We start from the raw sequence: 20,420 nt of genomic DNA, 5'->3' as shown, positions 1-20,420 counted from the left end.
ATCCTCATGAAAAACGTAGTAATTACTGACTATAGAATGGGCAATTTAGATTCCGTTGCCCGGGCAGTGCAAGAATGTGGAGGCAATCCTGTCATTAGCCAAAAAGCACGGGACTTTCAAGAAGCCCACTATATTATTCTCCCTGGAGTTGGAGCTTTTGCCACGGGCATGAAACATCTTTCAACTTCCGGTTTAGATGAAATTTTGTCCGAACAAGTCATAAATCAAGGTATTCCTTTTTTAGGAATTTGCCTCGGGATGCAGCTTCTAGCTACAAAGGGTTTAGAAGGAGGAGAAACTAATGGGTTAGGCTGGATTGAAGGAGAAGTGAAACGGTTAGAACCCACTGAAATGGATACCCGAATTCCCCATATTGGTTGGAATGAAGTTATGTTTAACCACCCTTCACCTTTGTTTGAAGGAATTCCTTCGGGTAAAGATTTTTACTTTGTTCATAGCTACCACCTTTCTTGTCAACATCCCCAAGAGGAAATCGCCCATACCCCTTACTGTGGTAACTTTGTTTCTGCTGTCAATAAAAACAATATATTTGGGGTTCAGTTTCATCCGGAAAAAAGCCAACGGATAGGATTTCAAGTTCTCAAAAATTTTCTCAAACTTTAAAATTATATTATGCTGAAAATACGCGTAATGCCCACATTACTGTTTAAAAACTTTGGTCTAGTTAAGAGCGTTCAGTTTGATAGCTGGCGACGTATTGGGAGCGTTATGCAGGCAGTCAAAGTTTATAATTTACGCGAAGTTGATGAGTTGGTATTTTTAGACATTACTGCAACTCCAGATGGGCATCCCCCGGATTTTGAGACAGTTGATGAAATAGCAGATGAATGTTTTATGCCTTTGACCGTAGGGGGAGGAGTGCGGTCAGTAGCAGATGTCAGACGCTTATTGCAAGTTGGTGCTGACAAAGTAGCTATTAATACCGCCGTAGTAGAAAACCCAGAACTAATTCAAGCAGCCGCCCAACAGTTTGGTTCCCAGTGTGTTGTCATTTCGATTGATGTCAAGCAACACTCAAATGGTACTTATGAAGTATTTACTCATGCAGGAACGCAACCGACTGGAAAAGACCCAGTAAGGTGGGCAAAAGAAGTGGAATCTTTAGGTGCTGGCGAAATCCTCTTAACATCTATAGATCGGGATGGAATGATGACTGGCTATGAGGTAGAGTTAACTAAACAAGTTAGTCATGCAGTGTCGATTCCAGTTATTGCATCAGGGGGGGCTGGTAGTTATGAAGATATGGCTTCAGTCTTAAAAGAAGGAGGATCTTCGGCAGTGGCCGCAGCCAGCATTTTTCATTATACTCAGCAAACTCCTTTGGAAGCCAAGCATTTTTTAAAAAGTCAAGAATTAAACGTCCGGCTGTAATTTTCTACTATCTAAGAGGTTTTCCATGTATTCAGAATACATTCGTCCTTTTCCCCGAGTGATTCGTATTGAGCCTGCTGGCGCTTGCAATCTCGCCTGTTCTCATTGTCCTACTGGTACTATCAAAATGCCAAGGGGAATTATGAATTCTGAAACCTTTGCAGTTATTATGGATAGTATGAAGAAAAATATCAATTCAGTCAAGGTGGTTGTTTTATATCATGGCGGAGAACCATTACTGAATAAACAATTTACCCAAATGGTAAAATCAGTTAAAAGCTTAGGGGTGCCGTTTGTTAAGACAGTATCAAATGGAATGCTGCTGAATCAGACAGTTATTGATAATATTATTGATAGTCATTTGGATGCAATTGAATTTTCTTTGGATGGTGAGAGCGCAGACATAAATAATTTGGTTAGAAAGAATAGTGATTATAACAAGGTTGTCGCCAACATTAAGACCCTAATCAATCGAAAAATAGAGAGGAACAGTGAAACGCCTCAAGTCTTTGTATCCAGCACGCAGTTTTTCAAAAATCCAGCAGATTTAAACGACGATATTCCTCCTACCCCCCCCCATTTATTATCTGAATTTTCAGGTAATAAATATGCAAGCTCAGTAAGTTTTAAATGTACTTGGGCAATGAGATGGCCTCACATGGAAGTGGATAGAGAAATTTACGATATTTACTATGATTCTAGGGATCAAGAAAATAGAAACTATTGTGATCTGGTCGATCATACAATGACTATTAGATGGAACGGTGACGTAGTAGCTTGCTGCTATGACCTGACCAGTAAAGAAGTTTTAGGCAATGTAAATCAAGCAGATTTAGAAACTATTTGGAATAACCCCAAATATTTATCATTAAGACATAGCATTGATACGATGCAATTTATTCCTCTATGTAATAACTGCAATGTAGTAAAACCTAGAGTGTATTTGACCCTTAAAAATAGTGCAATATCATAATCAGTTTTGAAAGTAGTTATCCGTACAGATGCTTCTATTCAAATAGGTTCAGGTCATGTCATGCGTTGCTTGGCGTTAGCTCAAGCATGGCAAAATACTCTAGGACAGCCTATTTTTATCATGGCAAATTCTGTCCCCGCCTTAGAGGAACGCCTCAAGTCAGAAGCAATGGAAGTTGTCCAATTGACAACAAAGGCAGGGAGTTCAGATGATGCTAAGGAAACGGCTGCACTAGCTCATCAGTTTGAGGCAAGTTGGGTGGTAGTGGATGGATATCATTTCAGTGCCGAATATCAAAAAATTATCAAAGATTCTGGATTACGTCTATTATTTATCGATGATTACGGACACGCGGAACATTATTATGCGGATTTTGTCCTAAATCAAAATATCTCTGCTGACGAACAATGGTATCAGCATCGTGAACCGTACAGTCAGCTATTGCTGGGCACTCGTTACACTCTTTTACGGCGGGAGTTTTGGCAATGGCGGGGATGGCAGCGAACAGTACCACCCATTGCCAAAAAAGTTTTAGTGACTTTGGGAGGTGCTGACCCAGATAATGTGACGCTAAAAGTGATTCAGGCTTTACAGCTTGTGGAAGTGGAGGAACTAGAGGCAGTAGTCGTGGTGGGGGGAAGTAACCCCCATTATGAGTCTCTGGAAATGGCGGTGCAGGATTCACGGTTTCCGATTCGCTTGCAACGAAATGTCACCAATATGCCAGAGTTGATGGCTTGGGCAGATGTGGCAATTTCTGCTGGGGGCAGCACTTGCTGGGAATTAGCTTTTATGCGGTTGCCCAGTATTTTGTTGGTTTTGGCAGAAAATCAGCGGGCGATCGCGGAAAAACTAGCAACTCTTAGTCAAACAGTTAATCTGGGTTGGCATCAAAATATCAAATCACAAAACATTCCCGATCGGCTTTCTATACTCTTGCAATCAGCAGAAGAACGAACAAAACTTATCGAAGTGAGCCAGCAAATGGTAGATGGTGAAGGAGTCTCCAGAATTATAAAAAGTTTAGATGCAAGTTCCCTAAAATTAAGACCTGTAAGAGAAGAAGATTGCGAGCTGATCTGGCACTGGACAAATGATCCGGTGATTCGTTCTGTCTCATTTTCCTCAGAGTATATTCCTTGGAAAGACCATGTTCAGTGGTTCACCTCTAAATTAGGCGATCGCAATTGTGTTTTTTATATTGCTTTAAATCAAGATGATGTGCCAATTGGACAAGTACGTTATGAAATCAGGAATCAAGAAGCAACTATTTCTCTGGGACTAGCAGAACCTTTTCGCGGACGGGGCTATGGTAGTCGAATTATGTTATTGATCTGTCAAAAAATTGAGCAAGATGCAGCCATTAAAAAAATTCATGCTTATGCCAAGCCCAATAATTTAGCATCGATCAACGTATTTTTAAAATCTGGTTTCCAAAATACAGGAGAAACAATCGTTAAAGGTCAACCAGCCCTTCATTTGATCAAAAATTTATAATCTAATTTGATTATGGCAAAACCAATTTTAATTGCAGACAAAGAAATCGGGAATAATGCTCCCCCCTTTATCATTGCCGAAATGTCCGGCAATCACAACCAATCTTTAGAAAGAGCCTTAGAAATCGTAGAAGCCGCAGCCAAAACAGGGGCACATGGCCTCAAGCTGCAAACCTACACTGCCGACACCATGACCTTAGAGATTAAGGAAAGGGAATTTTTCATCGACGACCCCAACAGCTTATGGTATGGCCACTCCCTCTACGAACTATATCAACAAGCCCATACCCCTTGGGAATGGCACGAACCCATCCTCAAACGCTGCCAAGAACTCGGCATCATTGGCTTTAGCACCCCCTTTGATGCCACTGCGGTGGATTTTCTCGAATCCCTAGATGTCCCTTGCTACAAAATCGCCTCCTTTGAAAATACCGACTTGCCCCTGATTCGCAAAGTCGCCAGCACAGGCAAACCCATGATAATTTCCACAGGAATGGCAACCGTAGCCGAATTAGATGAAACTTTCAGAACCGCAAGAGAAGCAGGGTGTCAGGATATCATTCTCCTCAAATGCACCAGCACCTACCCTGCTACCCCAGAAAACACCAATCTCCTCACCATTCCTCATCTGCGGGAACTCTTTAATGTGCAAGTCGGTCTATCTGACCACACAATGGGCATTGGTGCAGCAGTTGCCAGTGTTGCCTTGGGTGCGACGGTCATTGAAAAACACTTTACCCTCCGTCGTGCTGATGGTGGGGTTGATTCCGCCTTTTCAATGGAACCCGAAGAAATGGCGCAACTTGTTGTAGAGTCGGAAAGAGCTTGGCAGGCTTTGGGAAAAGTTCAGTATGGGTCGAGTCAGGCTGAGAACAAGTCTTTAATATTTAGGCGCAGTTTGTATGTGGCTGAAGATATGAAAGCTGGGGATGTTTTTACGCGAGAGAATTTGCGAGTTGTGCGGCCAGGGTTAGGTTTACCGCCTAAATATTTTGAAACTGTTCTAGGACAAAGAGTTAAGAAAGATGTGAACAAAGGAAACCCCCTGCTGTGGGAACTTTTGATGTAAATTTCCCGGTTAATGATTCACTCGTTTGAAAAAGGACAAACGGCTTGAAAAATCGATTTTTGATTACAACTGCCGATGAACGTAGTTGGCGAACTGATAAGCCTATTCTATGTTTAGGTGAATGGTGTCGTCTGTATGAGCGTCGCCAATTTTGGACTCAGCTTGATGCTGAGGTAGTACCCTACCACTGGGACGATCGGCAACAACTTTATAAAGATTACTGTTACCTGCGTAACCTTCATGAAGAACTGTTGGTGGAGATCAGCACAGCCCTCAACCAATTTCATAATGTAGACCATTCTATCCGTTACTGGCGAATTTTAGTCGGTCCTTGGCTTGGATATTTCACCCAGATGCTCTTCGATCGCTGGGTGATGATTCAAAGAGCTGTGGCTACTTGTCCCATCGAAGGCACTGTGATTCTCGATCTACCTTTAGACGATGTAATTCCTAATGAGATGGCCGATTTTGATCGACTGTATATTTCTGATAAGTGGAATCACTATATATATGGGCGGATTATCCAAGAATGGACAGAGATTCCTTGTGAATACCTCTCTGTTGATCCTGAAGATAATAAAATCCCGATTACCGCTACAGCACAACAGCTTTCACTAAAGCGTCAGTTAAAGCAGTTGGTCAAGCGAGTTTTATCTAGAATTTCGATATCTTTGACTCGTCCTACAGACGCTTTTATGATTGCTAGCTATTTACCCCGCAAGGAATCTCTGAAGCTACAGATGGCATTAGGTCAGTGTCCCGCTTTCTGGGATTCGCCTTCTCCCTCGATTCTAAAACCAGTAGTTTCAGTTCGCAAAACGTTCCAGTTACTCACTAATGCCGTTCAAGGTTTTGAACAGTGTGTTCGCACTTTAATCCCCGAACAAATTCCGAGCATTTATTTAGAAGGATATACTCAACTTCAAGATCAGATTACTCAATTATCCTGGCCGCAAAATCCTAAATTTATTTTTACCTCTACTAGCTACAGCAGTGATGATGTTTTCAAGGCTTGGGCTGCTGAGAAGGTTGATATAGGATGTCCAATTGTCATTGGTCAGCATGGAGGTCTTTATGGTAACGGATTATGGTCATTTTGTGAAGAACATGAACTGGCAATCAGCGATCTCTTTCTAACCTGGGGATGGACTGAAGATTCTTCCAAGCACCTATCTATTGGATTGTTAAAGTTACTAGGAGAGGGTGAAGGAATTTGGGATCCTGATGGGGAATTGTTACTCGTTACATGTACTCTCCCTCGCTATAGCTATTGGATGGCTAGCATTGTAGTAGCTGGCCAATACTTTGAGTATTTGAAGGAGCAGTTTTCTTTTGTTGATGTCTTACCTCCAAGAATTCGACAGCAACTTCTAGTCAGGCTCTATTCCCATCCTTGGTACTCGTCAGAAGTACAACAATGGCGAGATCGTCATCCAGATGTTCAATTGAATTTAAAGCAAAAACCAATTAAAACCCTGATTCAACAAAGTCGATTGTATGTCGCCACTTACAATGGCACTACTTTCCTTGAAACTCTAGGACAAAATATCCCAACTATTATGTTTTGGAATCCCAATTACTGGGAACTCCGATCCAGTGCCCAGCCCTATTTTGAAGAGTTGAAGCGGGTGGGCATTTTTCATGAAACCCCTGCATCTGCTGCGGCTAAGGTAGCAGAAGTTTGGGATGATGTACCTGGGTGGTGGAATAGTTCGGAAGTCCAAGCGGCAAGACGCACTTTTTGCGATCGCTTTGCCAGAATGCCTGAAAACCCAACGCAAGTGTTAAAAAAAGCGTTGACTGAATTAGTGGAATCAAAAAAAGCTAACTAACTTACTATGCCTAAAGTTCTCATCACCACCGTTCCCTTTGCAGAACGCAACAAATTCCCTCTAGAAATGCTCGAATCCAATGGAATTGAGTATGTGATCAATCCCTTAAATAAAAAACTCACGGAAGCAGAACTAGCAGATTTGATTCCCGAATTTGATGCACTCATCGCCGGAACAGAACCCATTACCGACTATGTAATGAGTTGTGCCCCTCGATTGAAACATATCTCTAGAGTCGGCATTGGCTTAGATAGCGTTGATTTACTGGCGGCAGAAAAACGAGGAATTAAAGTTTCTTATACCCCTGATGCTCCGGCTCCGGCTGTAGCTGAATTGACTATGGGGTTAATGCTGTCTCTGCTGCGTTCTATCCACATTGCCAATACCCAAATGCACCAAGGTCAGTGGAAACGAGTTTTTGGTCGGAGAATTGCCGAAATCACGGTGGGGATTATTGGGGTTGGTCGCATTGGGACTAGGGTGTTGCGGCGGATGCGCGGCTTTGGAACGCCAAAAATTATGGTGAACGATATTCTGCCCAATTTGGAACTAAACAGAGAATTCAAACTCAATTGGGCATCAAAAACAGATATCTACAGAGAAGCGGATTTAATTAGTATTCATGTGCCCCTGACTGCTCAGACTAAAAATATGATTCGGAAAGAACATCTACTACAGATGAAGCCTGATGCTTTGTTGATAAATACTTCACGGGGGGGCATCGTTAATGAGCAAGATTTATTTGAAGTGCTGCAATCGGGGCATTTAGGAGGTGCCGCGATCGATGTTTTTACACAAGAACCCTATCATGGCGATTTGGCCAAAATCGATCGCTGTATTTTGACATCTCACATGGGTTCTATGTCTGTAGACTGTCGGACTCGGATGGAAATTGAAGCTACTCAAGAAGCAGTTCGTTTCCTCGTTGGTCAGTCTTTACAAAGTCTGGTTCCCGAAACTGAGTATAATGTGCAGCGTCAAGGTTTATAAATTTTATTATAAAATAAAGACATGATGCAAAAAGCTTGTGTAATCGGAGGTTCTGGTTTTCTCGGTTCTCATGTTTGTGACCAACTCAGTGAAGCAGGTTACGCTGTAGCGATATTCGATCGCACTCCCTCACCTTGGCTGCGTCCCGACCAAGAAATGGTAGTGGGCGATCTTTTAGATGAGGCTGCTTTGGATGCTGCCGTAGCAGGTAGTGAAGTGGTCTATAATTTTGCCGCGATCGCCGACCTTGATGAAGCCCGCGATCGCCCGTTAGATACGATTCGGGTTAACATCTTGGGGAATGCTCAGGTGTTAGAAGCCTGTAAGCGTCATCAAGTTAAGCGTTTTATTTATGCCAGCACTGTCTATGTGTATAGCAGAGAAGGAGGCTTCTATCGCTGTAGCAAACAGGCTTCTGAGCATTATGTGGAAGAATATCAACGGGCGTATGGGTTAGATTACACCATTCTTCGCTACGGCTCTCTCTATGGACCGCGTTCTGACCATCGTAATGGACTATGGCGAATTGTTAAGGGAGCATTAGAAACGGGTAAAGTGTCCTATCAAGGTAGCCCAGAGGCGATGCGAGAATACATTCATGTAGAAGATGCGGCTCGTGCCAGTGTTGCCGCGTTAGGTGAGGAGTTTCGCAATCAGAGCGTAGTTCTAACGGGTCAAGAACCCATGCGAGTACTGGATTTATTGAAAATGTTAGCGGAAATTTTAGGCATCCCTGATGCAGTGGAATTTATTGAAGGGGATCATGTTGGGCATTATGTTCGGACTCCCTATGCTTATCAACCGAAATTGGGCCGCAAATATGCTCCTCCATTGCACGTAGATTTAGGGCAAGGGTTATTACAGTTAATTGATGAAGTCCGCCATTGTGTGTAAAGCAATTCAGTTACTACAGAAATCCGATATTATCTTCTGGGACTTTGATGGAGTCATTAAAGACTCGGTTACTGTTAAATCTGTGGCTTTTGAGCAACTATTTTTAACCTATGGTTCAGACATTGCCAAACAAGTTCGCGATCACCATGAGAATCATGGCGGAATTTCCCGGTATGATAAAATACCCATTTATTTAGACTGGGTGGGTGAGCCTACAGATGATGTCACCGTAGAAAAATTTTGCCAGCAATTTTCGCAACTGGTTCAGCAAGCGGTGATTGATTCTCCTTGGGTGCCAGGGGTAGAAGACTATTTACGGGAGAATTCCCATCATCAAATCTTTATCTTAGTCACAGCCACACCCCAGGCAGAAATTGAAACCATTTTGTCAGCTTTAAATTTGCGGGATTGTTTTACGGCAATTTATGGATCTCCTGTCAGTAAAAAACAAGCAATTCAAAATACTTTAGAAACTTACCAAATTGAGCCACAAAATTGTGTGATAATTGGAGATACCAAAACAGATTGGCAAGCAGCGCTGGCAAATAACGTTCCTTTTCTTTTCCGTTGTTGCGCTCGGAAAGAGCGAGGAATGGAAGACTATACAGGAGAGTCAATACCCGACTTTACACATCTTGTCACAGACACCTGAGAAATTCAGGGAAATTTCATCATCAATTTCTTTGTCTAAACCCAGCTTTTTACTAGAATAGAACCTCAATATTTAATATTTAATTTAATTCAATGATTTGTGCCTTAATGATTGGTCGTGCGGGTAGCACAGGGTTTCCCGGTAAGAATACTTATCCGATCTTGGGTCGTCCCCTTTGTGCTTATCCCCTGATGGCAGCCCACAATTCCCGTTATATCTCTCGGATCTTTGTTTCCACCGATTGCCCGAAAATTACTGCTGTTGCCCAAGAGTTTGGGGCTGAATTTATCGAGAGACCGTCAGAACTAGCCACGAAAGAGGCTTTGGGGGAAGATGTCTTTGCTCACGGCTATCGAGAAATTAAACGTCGATTAAGTGATGAAGGAAAAACGATTGAGTTAATGGTTTTGCTGTTTGCTAATGCAGCGACGATTACAGCAGAACTCATTGACGAAGGGATTGAGATATTACGTCACGACTCTTCCGTGGATTCAGCGGTTACGACCTCCGTCTATAATATGTGGAGTCCACTGCGGGCGCGGAAAATTGCTGAAGATGGCTGCCTACATCCTTTTGTTCCTTTTGAAACCTTTGGCGATCCCAAAACACTCAATTGCGATCGCGATTCTCAAGGTGAAGTTCATTTTGCGGATATGTCTGTCTCAGTCGTTCTTCCCCATTGTTTAGAACATCTGGAAGATGGGCTATTACCGCAAAAGTGGATGGGGCAAAAGATTGCGCCAATTCGCTCTTGGGGAGGATGCGACATTGACTATGAATGGCAAGTGCCAATGGTAGAGTTTTGGCTCAAAAAGCACGGTATCCAAGACGCTAGTGAGGAGTAATTAACCCATGACATCTCAAAGTCAACTTTATCAAAAGCACAATAGCTTTGTTGAATTACGCAACCACAATCGTCAAGAAATTGAAAAAACTCTCAAAAGAATTGCCAACCTGCGAGCTACCGATGAACAGGAAAAGTTCTTAAGTAGCGACCAACAGTCTATTTTACAGCGAGTTTATCGAGACTTGCTTGATGGAGGTACACAAGAGGAACCCAAATTCACGCTCAGTCCTAATGTAGTTGAAGAAATCGCTCGGATTGAAGACTCAGACTTACCCCGTTACCTCATTCACCGCTATCGTTATGAAATTTATCCCCAAACTCATACCTTAGATGGCTATCCTCCTTACTTGCAGATTGAGCCTACTTCAATTTGTAATTATCGTTGTGTGTTCTGTTACCAAACCGATAATGTTTTCACACAACGCAAGAATGGATTTATGGGACACATGACCTTTGAGACCTTTCGTAGGATTATTGATAGAGCTGAGGGAAACATTGAGTTTATTTCTTTAGCTTCTCGGGGTGAACCGTTATTATGTCCAGAGATTGAAGAAATGTTAGCCTATACCCGTGGTAAGTTTCTCAATCTCAAAATGAATACGAATGCTTCTATGTTGGATGAGCGTAAAGCCCATGCAATTTTACAAAGTGGCATTCAAACCTTGGTGTTTTCTGCTGATGCAGCTCAAGAACCCTTGTATAGTCAGTTACGAGTCAATGGCAAGCTGGAGCGGGTTTTAAGTAATATTAAGCAATTTCAAAAAATCAAGGAAACCCAGTACAGCAACTCAAAAATTATTACTCGGGTTTCAGGAGTGAAGTTTGATGAACGTCAAAATCTAGATGACATGGAACAATATTGGGGAGAGTTAGTCGATCAGGTAGCTTTTGTTAACTATAATCCCTGGGAAAATGTTTATGAAAGCCCACCTACAGAAGTGCAGAAACCTTGCTCCGACCTCTGGCGACGGATGTTTGTGTGGTGGGATGGCAAAGTAAATCCTTGTGATGTGGACTATCGTTCTACTCTTGCTGTTGGCTCCATAGGCGATAACGATTTATCCTCTTTATGGCGATCGTCAAGTTATGAAAGTTTACGGGTTGGTCACTTAGAACAACGTCGCAGTCAAATATCTCCCTGCGATCGCTGTACTGTTATTTAAGAGCCATCTCTCCAGCTTGCTAATCTCTAAATCACCAATAAGTTAATGAAATTAGCCATTTCTAACATTGCTTTACCCGCTTATGAACATACATCCTTCTTCCCTCAGATCGGGGAAATGGGAGTGAATGGCTTGGAAGTCGCTCCGAGCCGAATTTGGAGGAATACATGGGAGTCCTTAACATCTAAGCAGGTTTCGCAGTATCGGCAATCTGTGGAAAATTCAGGATTAAAAGTAGTTGGTTTACATTCTCTATTTTTCGATCGCCCAGAATTAGGTTTATTTAGAAATTCAGACATTACTCAAAAAACCCTTGATTTTCTGATTCATCTTTCTAAAGTTTGTCGCGATTTGGGAGGCAAAACACTGATTTTTGGTTCCCCTGCGGCTCGTCGCCGCAATAATATTCCCGTCGCTCAAGCTGAGGCGATCGCCGTTGACTTTTTTGGCACTCTATGCAATAAAATTGTCGCTCATGGTACTTGCATTTGTTTAGAGCCACTCACGACTAATGAATCAGACTTTATTAATTCAGTTACAGATTCTCATCGCATAGCAACTATTATTGACCATCCGGCATTTAAAATTCAAATTGATGCCAAAGCATTAACAGATGCTCAAGAAGTAAACTCAGAAACTTTTAATAAGATTAGCTCTCAGCTAGTCCACTGCCATATCAATGAACCGGGTCTTGGTCTGCTTGGTACGGGAATAGTAAACCATCCACAGATCGCCAATTTTCTTTATTCAATTAATTATTCAGAATTTGTTTCTTTAGAACAGCGTATGTTGGATTGTGCCAATCCTCTTGAAGCTATTAAGTTAAGTGTATCTTTTATGAAAAAAATTTACTTAAATGAGTCGAATTGAATTCCCAAATTGGGTTCCCAAATTAGAGAAACATCAACGTATTCTTGTTACTGGTGCATCAGGAGGAATTGGTCGGGTCTTAATTTCAATGTTGCAAGAAGGCAGTGATTGTATTTTGGGTTTTCATGCCTCTAGTTCAAGTTTGCCAACTGCCACTGACACTTTAATTCCCTTACAAAAACAACTCAACGGCGAAAAAGATTGTCAAAATTTAATTGATGAATTTGTAAGACAAGTCCAAGGTATTGATGGATTAGTTATATTAGTTGGGGGAATTTCTAATTCTACTCACTGGAAAAATCTATCGTCTGATGAATGGCGCAGGGATCTAACACTCAACTTAGATATTCCTTTTTTTCTAGCTCGTATTGCTATGCAATACATGATTCAACAAAACCAAGGAGGAAGCATTATCCTCTATGGCACGGAATCAGCGTTACATGGCGGTAGCCCTACAGCCCTTCCTTATGCCGTTGCTAAACGTGGAATCGAGTGCCTTGTTCAGGGTTTAGCACGGGAGGGCGCGAAGGATGGCATAACTGTAAATGGCATACGTCCGGGATTTATCTCCAGTGGTTTCCATCAGCGTTGGCAAGGTAAAAATGATGATGAACTCCAAAAAAGAGCAGAAATGGTTCCCCTAAAAAGAGCAGGTACGCCTGAAGAGGTTGCCGCTCTGACAATTTATTTGTTGTCAGGTTGGTCACGGTTTATCACTGGACAAATGTTTGCCATTACAGGTGGCGATTGGTTGTAATTCTTCGGCTTGGAGATATAAATGTACGATTTCTTTTTTGGTTCTTCCCAAGATATTGCCAACGATCCTCAATCTTGGCTTTTATCCATAAAGCGAATGCTACCGCGATGGCCTAATGGTATTCCGGATTCGGAATTTTTGGCGCTTTTCGATTTATTAAATCAATATGACTATGAATCGACTTGTACATCTAATAAACGACCTGTTTTGATCGAAACTGGGAGTGGAGCTTCTACGATTGTACTCCTGTATTTTGCCTGTAAGTGGAATACTTGCTTGTACACCTGGGATATTGCCTCAACTAAACTGGCTTTTTTACGAGGAGTCTTGAATGATACTCTATTCCGGCAGTTTCGAGACCTCAATATGTTTAATTATTGGAAATATATTGCCTATGATAGTACCAATCAATATGCGGGCATACCAATTCTAAAAGAAACTAACGATACTGTATGTGCTGCTTTTTATGACTCCGAGCATACTTGGCAGGTTTTAGGTTCTGAGATTGCAGCAACCATGCCATTTCTTTGCAACGGGGCAATTTTGGCAATTGATGATGCCAACTATGCTTACAAAGAGAGCAACACTGCATATATTAATATGCTCCGCACAAAACTCGATCTCCCTGCGGTTACAGTATCAAATAACGAATGTCGCCCATTTTGGGAAGAGGTAGAATCTCTACTTTCTCAGAAATTCCCGCGAGTGAAAAATCTAGGTGGCGGTACTTATCGCCAGAATTATAAAGATGATATTTTTTGGAGCTATTATAGTAGCGATCGCAATAATATGAACAAATTAGGAATGGAAAAGCTGGAAAACTTGGCCTATCGCTTTGAAGCATGGAAAGTTTTTCTAAATTAGTCATTTTTTAAAATATTTTTATCAAAAATATGCGATTTTTCCTGACTCATGCTCGTTTCCCTAACTCTAATTGCAAATACTGGAAAGGAAGGTGGATGTATATTGGACGAGACTATCTCAGAATGAGAGCTTGGGAACAACGCCTAGTTGGGCAGCGGATTTCTTTAAAAGAATTTATCCAAACAGAGTCTATCAAACAGCGACCATTTATTCTTGACTGGATTGCTCGACAACGAGAAGCTAATGATGATTCTCTCTATTGGTGGATGACTGACTTGGCAGGTCGTAATAATATGTCTAATCGCTTTTTTGATGATATTTTTCAAATTGCGGCACTTAAGTTTTGGGTAAATGAAAATTTATCTTCTCAGAAGGAAATCCTGATCTTATGTGAAGATAGCTATCTGCTTCAGGCAGCTAAAACCAACCTTATCCCGTTCGTATCAGTTCGCACTCAACCTGGATGGCAAATGGGGTTGCTAATAGAGACAGCTTATTACTTCCTCAGAGGTGGTGCTTGTTTAGTCAGACAAATTCATCGGTTTTGGCGACATCGTAATGCAGCCCGATCATCTCGTCCAGCCAATCTAGAGCCGCCCCAGGGGCAAGTTTACTTGATTCACCAATGTTTGGACGACAAAGCCTTGGCTCAAGATGGGCAGCTTGCTTGTCGGTATTTTACTGTTTTACCCAAGTGGCTAGAGAGTCAAGGAAAGCTCGTCTATCGCCTCCCTTGGCTTTTCAATATCGCACTTCCCTTAGACAAAGTTTATCAACGACTGCGGGAGTCTTCCTGCTTTGTTCCCGATGACTGGGTAACTTGGAAAGATTATATAGGTGCTTTATGGGATGGATTTAAAACTACTTTGGCTATCCGTCATTCGATAGATTATAAAAGTTTTAACCTCAAAGCATTAGTAATTCGCGAGCGTCTTAAGCAGTTAGCAACAGGATTTTCTGTATCTCAGTTTTTTTTGTATAAACCCGCCTTAAAACGTTGGGGAGATGGTTTAACAAGTTTGGTTTCGATTAGCCACTATGAATCAATGCAACCCGAGCGAGTTCAACCTTATTGTTGCCGAACGGCAGTCAAATTTGACTCAAAATGTATTGGATATTATCATAGTTTAGTAACCAGCGACTATTTGGCTTATCATACCCCAAAAGGGGAAGCAAAATCGCAGGTTTTTCCTGATGCAATAATTACGAACGGTGATTTAGCTCGTTCATTGCTAATCAAGCAGGGTTTGGATTCAGAAAAAGTGCAATCAGGACCAGCATTAAGGCAGCATTTCACTCCAACAGTCAGTGACGACAACCGTAAATATCTAGGTGTTCTGCTGTCTTTAGATTTACAAGCAGTAACGGAAACTTTAGATAAACTATATGCCCATCTTGACTGGATTAGTGACCACAAGATTCCTGTCATCCTTAAGCCCCACCCCATGATGAGAAAAGAAGTTATATTAACTCAAATGGCATGGACTGATTTACCTCAAAGGTGGGAATGGTGTGATGGCGAGATGACAGATTTGCTGACAAAAGCGCGGTGCTGTATAACTATGGCGACAGCTTCTATTTTTGATGTGCTCTTGTCGGGCTGTATAGCATTACCTCTAGATCGGGAACTAAGCACACCCTGGAATTATGCCGATTTGCTAGAGACAGAATTTCCGATATTAAAGTCAGTGTCTTCTGAACATTTGTGCCAGCGTTTAGAAAAAATTTTTGTCACTTCTTCCCAAGGGTATCAAGAAGAATTTATGAAAATTAGGGAAAAACTTTTAGCTGGGTTAAATCCTGTTTCAGGTGAAACATTATCGGTTTTCTTATAAAAACCTTGGTTGATGAAAAAAATTATCTACCCATCGCTTTTTTTTACAAGTCGAATTTTTGAAAAACTGTCTAGAATAGTGCGGGGTGTCGCGAATAACTTTGAGCCAGAAGATATTCAGACGAATTTAGTACGAAAATCCACTCAATATGACATGGTTACGGCTCCTGATGAGCCCTACTACGCGGATCAGTATTGGACATTTATTCGCCCTCATTTAGATAAGCTTTCAGGTCAAATTCAGGCTGTGGACCTCGGTTGCTGTCAAGGTCGTTTTACCTTGCGTTTAGCCCAGCTTTTTCCAGAAGGTCAAGTAATTGGTTGTGATTTTTCCCCAGAGGCGATTTCTACTGCCAAGCAATATGCTCGAGAAGCATCTGTCACAAACATTACCTACAGAGTTAAGACCATTTCAGAGTGCTTAGAAAGCATTCAGCCCAATACGTGCGATGTCATTATAATGACTGAGGTGACGTTTTTTTACCCTAAATGGCAGCTTGATTTACCAAAAATTGTCGAATCTCTTAAGCCAGGTGGGATTTTGGTCATGTCATTTAAGACTAAATATTTTTACGCTCTAACCATCGCCCGTCATCGGGTTTGGGAAAATGTAGATATGGTAATAAATCAAACCCAGGGTCGAATTGGTAGAGGTTCTCCAGTAGAATTTACTTGGCAAACTTCAGCGGAAATTCGTGATATCTTGACAGATAAATTTGGCCTAACCCTGCTGGAGCTAGTAGGGATCGGAGTGGTATCAGGGATGGAGGGTCACGATCCTCACGATAATATTGTGCAACCTTCTTTATTGAATCGTTCAGAAAGAGAAGCATTGATGAAGTTAGAGCAAGCTCTGGCTCCCCAAGTGCCTGATGCTGGACGCTATATTTTGGCAGTTGCCCGTAAACCTTAAATTTGTATGTTAGAAACCTTTACCAATAAATCTATTTTAATCACTGGAAATACTGGCTTTAAAGGATCTTGGCTTACTGCTTGGCTGCTGCATCATGGAGCTAAGGTCATAGGATTATCTAAAGATATTCCATCACAGCCTAGTCATTTTGAAGCCGCCAATCTGGGCGATCGCATCACCCACATCTGGGGAAATATTGAAGATTTAGCAACCTGCCAACAACTCATTCAACAATATCAACCAGATTTTATTTTTCACCTCGCTGCCCAACCTCTTGTTAGGCATTCCTATAGAGAACCCCACGGCACATTTACCACTAATGTTGTGGGAACACTTAATATCCTAGAATCCCTGAGACTTTCCACTCATCCCTGTACCGCTATCCTGATTACCAGTGATAAATGTTACGACAACGTTGAACAGGTGTGGGGCTATCGAGAAACCGATCGCTTAGGAGGGAAAGATCCTTATAGTGGTTCTAAAGGGGCGGCTGAACTGGTCATCCGCAGCTATGCCGCATCGTACTTTAGCTCTAAGGACTCACTTGTTAAAGTGGCAGTAGGGCGAGCTGGCAATGTAATTGGAGGGGGAGATTGGGCCAGCGATCGGATTGTCCCAGATACCATAAGAGCTTGGTCTGGCGATCGACCCGTCTTAATCCGCAATCCCCATGCTACCCGTCCTTGGCAGCACGTTCTAGAGCCTCTATCTGGTTATTTGACCCTAGCTGCAAAACTGGCCAAGAATCCCCTTCTCAATGGTGAGACTTTTAACTTTGGACCCAGCGCCGAGCAAAACTACACGGTTGCCAATCTGCTGAATTCAATGCAACAGCATTGGACAAACGCAGCTTGGACAGATTGCTCCAACCCAGAATCTTTATATGAAGCTGGATTGCTCAAACTTTGTTGTGATAAAGCTTTACATTATCTGGGATGGAAGCCCATCTTAACGTTTAAAGAAACAGTTGCTTTAACAACCCAATGGTATCAAGCATACTACTCCGATAGTCGTGATGTCTGGCGGGTGACTCAAGAACAAATCGCCTGCTACGAAACTTATGCCCAAGATCGTCAGGCTGTTTGGACGATTTCTTGTGCCTCACCCGCAACCCATTAAAATTCTGTTGACTTCCATTCCATGATCTTTCTATTATGTTAGATGGTTTACTTCTGACTCCGCTTCGCCGCATTCCCTTGGATGCAGGCGATGTTTTGCATGGGATTAAATCCTCCGATCCAGGTTATGTGGCGTTTGGTGAAGCCTATTTTTCCACCATTCACTATGGGGTCGTCAAGCCGTGGAAACGCCATAACCGCATGACTCTCAATCTTGTTGTTCCCAGTGGATCGATTCGTTTTGTCTTATACGACGATCGCCCAAACTCCCCAACTCAGGGAAAAATTGAATCTACGATTGTTTCTCCCGAAAATTATCAGCGTCTTACCGTTCCTCCGAGGATTTGGATGGCATTTCAAGGTTTGAGTCAAGAACTCAATCTTTTGCTGAACCTCGCCGATCTTGAACACGACCCAGAAGAAATCGATCGGGCTGAACTCAACTTTGTCCCATTTGATTGGACGCTAAACCCATGAAAGTTATTCTTCTCGCTGGCGGTTTTGGCACTAGACTGGCTGAATATACTGAGATTTTGCCTAAACCAATGGTTCCCATCGGCGGGCAGCCTATTCTCTGGCATATTATGCAACTCTTTGCTGACTACGACCATAAAAATTTTTATATCGCCTGCGGTTATAAAGCAGAAGTTATTAAACAGTATTTTCTCAACTATCCTGCTCTCAACGCTGACTTTACCATCAACCTTGCCACAGGACAGGTGACAACTTTGATGAAAAAAGAAATTGATTGGCAGGTTAGTCTTGTATATACTGGAATCAACAGTATGACCGGAGGACGGGTCAAACGACTCCAATCACTGATTGGTAATGAAACCTGTTTTTTAACCTATGGGGATGGTTTAGCTAACATCAATTTAGATCACTTGCTGGCTTACCATCGTAGTCATGGTCGCATGGTGACAGTCACCGCAGTCAGACCCTCGGCTCGTTTTGGCGAATTGGAAATTTCTGATGGTCAAGTGATTTCTTTTCAAGAAAAACCCCAAGTTCGCCAGGGATGGATTAATGGCGGCTTTTTTGTGATTGAACCCGAATTTTTTGATTTAATTGCGGGTGAGGATACAGTGCTAGAAGCTGAACCCTTAGAGAAAGCAGCCGCTTTGGGCGAACTGATGGCTTATCAGCATGAAGGATTTTGGCAATGTATGGACACAAAACGCGATCGCGATTTACTGGAAAACCTTTGGCAAAGCGGTAATGCTCCCTGGAAACGATAGATGATCTCAAAAACACCATCATTAATCAGACTTTCAAAATCTTGCCTCAGCGAAGCTGAAAAGCACGCGGTCATGGCAGTCCTGGACAGTGAATTTTTGGGCATGGGTGAAGAAGTTAAACTCTTTGAGCAAGAACTATCAGCCTTTCTCGGACGACCAGTTGCCTGCGTAGTCAACGGCACTGCTGCACTTCACCTGACCCTCCAAGCCTGTGGAATTGGCAGAGGTGATGAGGTTTTAGTCCAATCTTTAACCTACGTTGCCTCTTTCCAAGCGATTTCGGCAACAGGGGCGACTCCTGTACCTTGCGATATCGATCCCGAAACCCTAACTCTTGACTGGAGAGACGCTGAAAAACGCATTACCCCTAGAACCAAGGCCGTTATGCCTGTCCACTATAGTGGCGGAGTGGGAAAACTAGATGAGATTTACCATTTTGCCAAATCTTGCGGGCTGAGAACGATCGAAGATGCTGCCCATGCCTTTGGAACCAAATATCACGGTCAATTGGTGGGGAGTTTTGGCGATATCGCTTGCTTTAGCTTTGACGGGATTAAAAACATTACCTCTGGGGAAGGGGGTTGTATCGTCTCTAATGACGAAGAGGTGATGTCCCGCGTTCGGGATGCCCGCTTGCTAGGAGTAGAAAAAGATACAGAGAAACGCTTCCAAGGACAACGCAGTTGGGATTTTGATGTCACTGCCCAGGGCTGGCGATATCACATGAGCGATATAATGGCAGCGATCGGACGGGTACAGTTACAGCGGTTTCCTGAATTAGCTGCAAAGCGTCAAAAGTTAGCTCGATACTACGATCGAAAGTTGAGTCAACTTTCTTTTGTGACTCCCTTAGCTCATAATTATCAAGAAGTCGTACCCCATATTTATCCCATTCGTTTAACAGATGGAACCTCTAGAACTTCTCTCCGTCAAGATTTGTTAGATTTTGGCATTCAAACAGGGTTACATTATCAGCCCAATCATTGTTTATCATTTTTTGCTCCTAGTCCTAATTATAAATTGCCAGTCACGGACAGAGTATATCCCACATTAATGACCTTACCCTTACATCCCGATTTGTCAACAGAGCAAATCGGCCTGATTTGTGATCGTTTATCTAAGCTATTAAAAACATGACGGAAACCAACGCTAAATATTTACAACCCGATGCTGACAGCCATAAGGACTATCCATTAGTGAGCGTCATTATGAATTGCTATAACGGGGAAAAGTATCTCAAAGAAGCGATCGACTCTGTATATGCACAGACCTACCCTAACTGGGAAATTATTTTTGTTGATAATGCTTCTGTTGACCAAACTGCTGCGATCGCTAACAGCTATGATAATCGACTCAAATATTTTCGTAATCCTTTGACCGTCAAATTAGGAGAGTCAAGAAATATTGCATGTGAGCACGCTAAAGGTGAATTTTTAGCCTTCTTAGATTGTGATGATATATGGATGCCGGATAAGTTAGAATTACAGATACCACTATTTTTGGAAAATCAAAGCGTTG

The 20,420-nt window shown here is 42.3% G+C and carries 21 protein-coding genes; all 21 read left to right on the top strand.

The features are described 5' to 3' along the window. Positions 1 to 6 precede the first annotated feature (6 nt). The gene (gene hisH / locus AC0QH1_RS13460) at positions 7 to 624 is read left to right on the top strand and encodes an imidazole glycerol phosphate synthase subunit HisH (RefSeq protein ID WP_324631668.1); all 618 of its coding nucleotides are present in this window, start codon (positions 7 to 9) and stop codon (positions 622 to 624) included. Positions 625 to 633: 9 nt separating this feature from the next. Further along, positions 634 to 1,392: a glycosyl amidation-associated protein WbuZ gene (wbuZ, locus tag AC0QH1_RS13455; protein WP_324631666.1), complete on the top strand. Its 759-nt coding sequence runs from the start codon at positions 634 to 636 to the stop codon at positions 1,390 to 1,392. A gap of 25 nt (positions 1,393 to 1,417) precedes the next feature. Further along, positions 1,418 to 2,365 carry a radical SAM protein gene (locus AC0QH1_RS13450; RefSeq protein ID WP_324631665.1) on the top strand — a complete coding sequence of 316 codons (948 nt, stop codon included), beginning with the start codon at positions 1,418 to 1,420 and terminating at the stop codon, positions 2,363 to 2,365. A 6-nt stretch (positions 2,366 to 2,371) separates the two neighbouring features. After that, entirely contained in the window at positions 2,372 to 3,862 is a 1,491-nt protein-coding gene (gene pseG, locus AC0QH1_RS13445; protein WP_324631664.1) for a UDP-2,4-diacetamido-2,4,6-trideoxy-beta-L-altropyranose hydrolase, read from the top strand. A gap of 12 nt (positions 3,863 to 3,874) precedes the next feature. Next, on the top strand, positions 3,875 to 4,930 hold the full coding sequence (gene pseI, locus AC0QH1_RS13440; RefSeq protein ID WP_324631663.1) for a pseudaminic acid synthase: 1,056 nt from the start codon (positions 3,875 to 3,877) through the stop codon (positions 4,928 to 4,930). Between the two features lie 44 nt (positions 4,931 to 4,974). Beyond that, on the top strand, positions 4,975 to 6,762 hold the full coding sequence (locus tag AC0QH1_RS13435; protein WP_324631662.1) for an LIC12162 family transferase: 1,788 nt from the start codon (positions 4,975 to 4,977) through the stop codon (positions 6,760 to 6,762). A 6-nt stretch (positions 6,763 to 6,768) separates the two neighbouring features. Then, on the top strand, positions 6,769 to 7,752 hold the full coding sequence (locus AC0QH1_RS13430) for a phosphoglycerate dehydrogenase (RefSeq protein ID WP_324631661.1): 984 nt from the start codon (positions 6,769 to 6,771) through the stop codon (positions 7,750 to 7,752). 21 nt (positions 7,753 to 7,773) lie between these two features. Beyond that, positions 7,774 to 8,646, top strand: coding sequence for an NAD-dependent epimerase/dehydratase family protein (locus tag AC0QH1_RS13425; protein WP_324631660.1), 873 nt, complete (start codon positions 7,774 to 7,776; stop codon positions 8,644 to 8,646). Next, positions 8,624 to 9,298 (top strand): HAD family hydrolase, encoded by a 675-nt coding sequence (locus AC0QH1_RS13420; RefSeq protein ID WP_324631659.1) that lies wholly within the window; start codon positions 8,624 to 8,626, stop codon positions 9,296 to 9,298. Before AC0QH1_RS13425 ends, AC0QH1_RS13420 begins: the two co-directional genes overlap by 23 nt. A gap of 92 nt (positions 9,299 to 9,390) precedes the next feature. After that, positions 9,391 to 10,143 carry an acylneuraminate cytidylyltransferase family protein gene (locus AC0QH1_RS13415; RefSeq protein WP_324631658.1) on the top strand — a complete coding sequence of 251 codons (753 nt, stop codon included), beginning with the start codon at positions 9,391 to 9,393 and terminating at the stop codon, positions 10,141 to 10,143. 7 nt (positions 10,144 to 10,150) lie between these two features. Next, complete coding sequence (locus tag AC0QH1_RS13410) at positions 10,151 to 11,308, top strand: radical SAM/SPASM domain-containing protein (protein WP_324631657.1); 1,158 nt, start codon at positions 10,151 to 10,153, stop codon at positions 11,306 to 11,308. Positions 11,309 to 11,353: 45 nt separating this feature from the next. Beyond that, the gene (locus tag AC0QH1_RS13405; RefSeq protein WP_324631656.1) at positions 11,354 to 12,178 is read left to right on the top strand and encodes a sugar phosphate isomerase/epimerase family protein; all 825 of its coding nucleotides are present in this window, start codon (positions 11,354 to 11,356) and stop codon (positions 12,176 to 12,178) included. Then, positions 12,165 to 12,935, top strand: coding sequence for an SDR family NAD(P)-dependent oxidoreductase (locus AC0QH1_RS13400; protein ID WP_324631655.1), 771 nt, complete (start codon positions 12,165 to 12,167; stop codon positions 12,933 to 12,935). Before AC0QH1_RS13405 ends, AC0QH1_RS13400 begins: the two co-directional genes overlap by 14 nt. 21 nt (positions 12,936 to 12,956) lie before the next feature. Then, positions 12,957 to 13,799, top strand: a complete 843-nt coding sequence (locus AC0QH1_RS13395; protein WP_324631654.1) for a class I SAM-dependent methyltransferase — start codon at positions 12,957 to 12,959, stop codon at positions 13,797 to 13,799. Between the two features lie 122 nt (positions 13,800 to 13,921). Then, positions 13,922 to 15,634 carry a hypothetical protein gene (locus tag AC0QH1_RS13390; protein WP_324631653.1) on the top strand — a complete coding sequence of 571 codons (1,713 nt, stop codon included), beginning with the start codon at positions 13,922 to 13,924 and terminating at the stop codon, positions 15,632 to 15,634. Between the two features lie 12 nt (positions 15,635 to 15,646). Beyond that, positions 15,647 to 16,546, top strand: coding sequence for a methyltransferase domain-containing protein (locus AC0QH1_RS13385; protein ID WP_324631652.1), 900 nt, complete (start codon positions 15,647 to 15,649; stop codon positions 16,544 to 16,546). A gap of 6 nt (positions 16,547 to 16,552) precedes the next feature. Next, on the top strand, positions 16,553 to 17,665 hold the full coding sequence (gene rfbG / locus AC0QH1_RS13380) for a CDP-glucose 4,6-dehydratase (protein ID WP_324631651.1): 1,113 nt from the start codon (positions 16,553 to 16,555) through the stop codon (positions 17,663 to 17,665). 35 nt (positions 17,666 to 17,700) lie between these two features. Continuing rightward, entirely contained in the window at positions 17,701 to 18,141 is a 441-nt protein-coding gene (locus tag AC0QH1_RS13375; RefSeq protein WP_324631650.1) for a dTDP-4-dehydrorhamnose 3,5-epimerase family protein, read from the top strand. Then, complete coding sequence (gene rfbF, locus AC0QH1_RS13370) at positions 18,138 to 18,902, top strand: glucose-1-phosphate cytidylyltransferase (protein WP_324631649.1); 765 nt, start codon at positions 18,138 to 18,140, stop codon at positions 18,900 to 18,902. Before AC0QH1_RS13375 ends, rfbF begins: the two co-directional genes overlap by 4 nt. Then, complete coding sequence (locus AC0QH1_RS13365; protein ID WP_324631648.1) at positions 18,903 to 20,039, top strand: DegT/DnrJ/EryC1/StrS family aminotransferase; 1,137 nt, start codon at positions 18,903 to 18,905, stop codon at positions 20,037 to 20,039. Continuing rightward, on the top strand, positions 20,036 to 20,420 hold a 385-nt coding region (locus AC0QH1_RS13360), incomplete at its 3' end, for a glycosyltransferase family 2 protein (RefSeq protein ID WP_324631647.1). The genes AC0QH1_RS13365 and AC0QH1_RS13360, both read left to right, overlap by 4 nt.

The sequence above is a fragment of the Phormidium sp. CCY1219 genome (assembly GCF_055795085.1).
This window is presented reverse-complemented; position numbering and strand designations above follow the sequence as displayed.

Bases quoted from the DNA above. Each gene is read 5' to 3' on its own strand.
- AC0QH1_RS13405 (WP_324631656.1), top strand. From the start codon at position 11,354: ATGAAATTAGCCATTTCTAACATTGCTTTACCCGCTTATGAACATACA.
- AC0QH1_RS13375 (WP_324631650.1), top strand. From the start codon at position 17,701: ATGTTAGATGGTTTACTTCTGACTCCGCTTCGCCGCATTCCCTTGGAT.
- AC0QH1_RS13395 (WP_324631654.1), top strand. From the start codon at position 12,957: ATGTACGATTTCTTTTTTGGTTCTTCCCAAGATATTGCCAACGATCCT.
- AC0QH1_RS13365 (WP_324631648.1), top strand. From the start codon at position 18,903: ATGATCTCAAAAACACCATCATTAATCAGACTTTCAAAATCTTGCCTC.
- AC0QH1_RS13415 (WP_324631658.1), top strand. From the start codon at position 9,391: ATGATTTGTGCCTTAATGATTGGTCGTGCGGGTAGCACAGGGTTTCCC.
- AC0QH1_RS13430 (WP_324631661.1), top strand. From the start codon at position 6,769: ATGCCTAAAGTTCTCATCACCACCGTTCCCTTTGCAGAACGCAACAAA.
- AC0QH1_RS13400 (WP_324631655.1), top strand. From the start codon at position 12,165: ATGAGTCGAATTGAATTCCCAAATTGGGTTCCCAAATTAGAGAAACAT.
- AC0QH1_RS13385 (WP_324631652.1), top strand. From the start codon at position 15,647: ATGAAAAAAATTATCTACCCATCGCTTTTTTTTACAAGTCGAATTTTT.
- wbuZ (WP_324631666.1), top strand. From the start codon at position 634: ATGCTGAAAATACGCGTAATGCCCACATTACTGTTTAAAAACTTTGGT.
- rfbG (WP_324631651.1), top strand. From the start codon at position 16,553: ATGTTAGAAACCTTTACCAATAAATCTATTTTAATCACTGGAAATACT.
- hisH (WP_324631668.1), top strand. From the start codon at position 7: ATGAAAAACGTAGTAATTACTGACTATAGAATGGGCAATTTAGATTCC.
- rfbF (WP_324631649.1), top strand. From the start codon at position 18,138: ATGAAAGTTATTCTTCTCGCTGGCGGTTTTGGCACTAGACTGGCTGAA.
- AC0QH1_RS13390 (WP_324631653.1), top strand. From the start codon at position 13,922: ATGAGAGCTTGGGAACAACGCCTAGTTGGGCAGCGGATTTCTTTAAAA.
- pseI (WP_324631663.1), top strand. From the start codon at position 3,875: ATGGCAAAACCAATTTTAATTGCAGACAAAGAAATCGGGAATAATGCT.
- AC0QH1_RS13425 (WP_324631660.1), top strand. From the start codon at position 7,774: ATGATGCAAAAAGCTTGTGTAATCGGAGGTTCTGGTTTTCTCGGTTCT.
- AC0QH1_RS13450 (WP_324631665.1), top strand. From the start codon at position 1,418: ATGTATTCAGAATACATTCGTCCTTTTCCCCGAGTGATTCGTATTGAG.
- AC0QH1_RS13410 (WP_324631657.1), top strand. From the start codon at position 10,151: ATGACATCTCAAAGTCAACTTTATCAAAAGCACAATAGCTTTGTTGAA.
- AC0QH1_RS13420 (WP_324631659.1), top strand. From the start codon at position 8,624: ATGAAGTCCGCCATTGTGTGTAAAGCAATTCAGTTACTACAGAAATCC.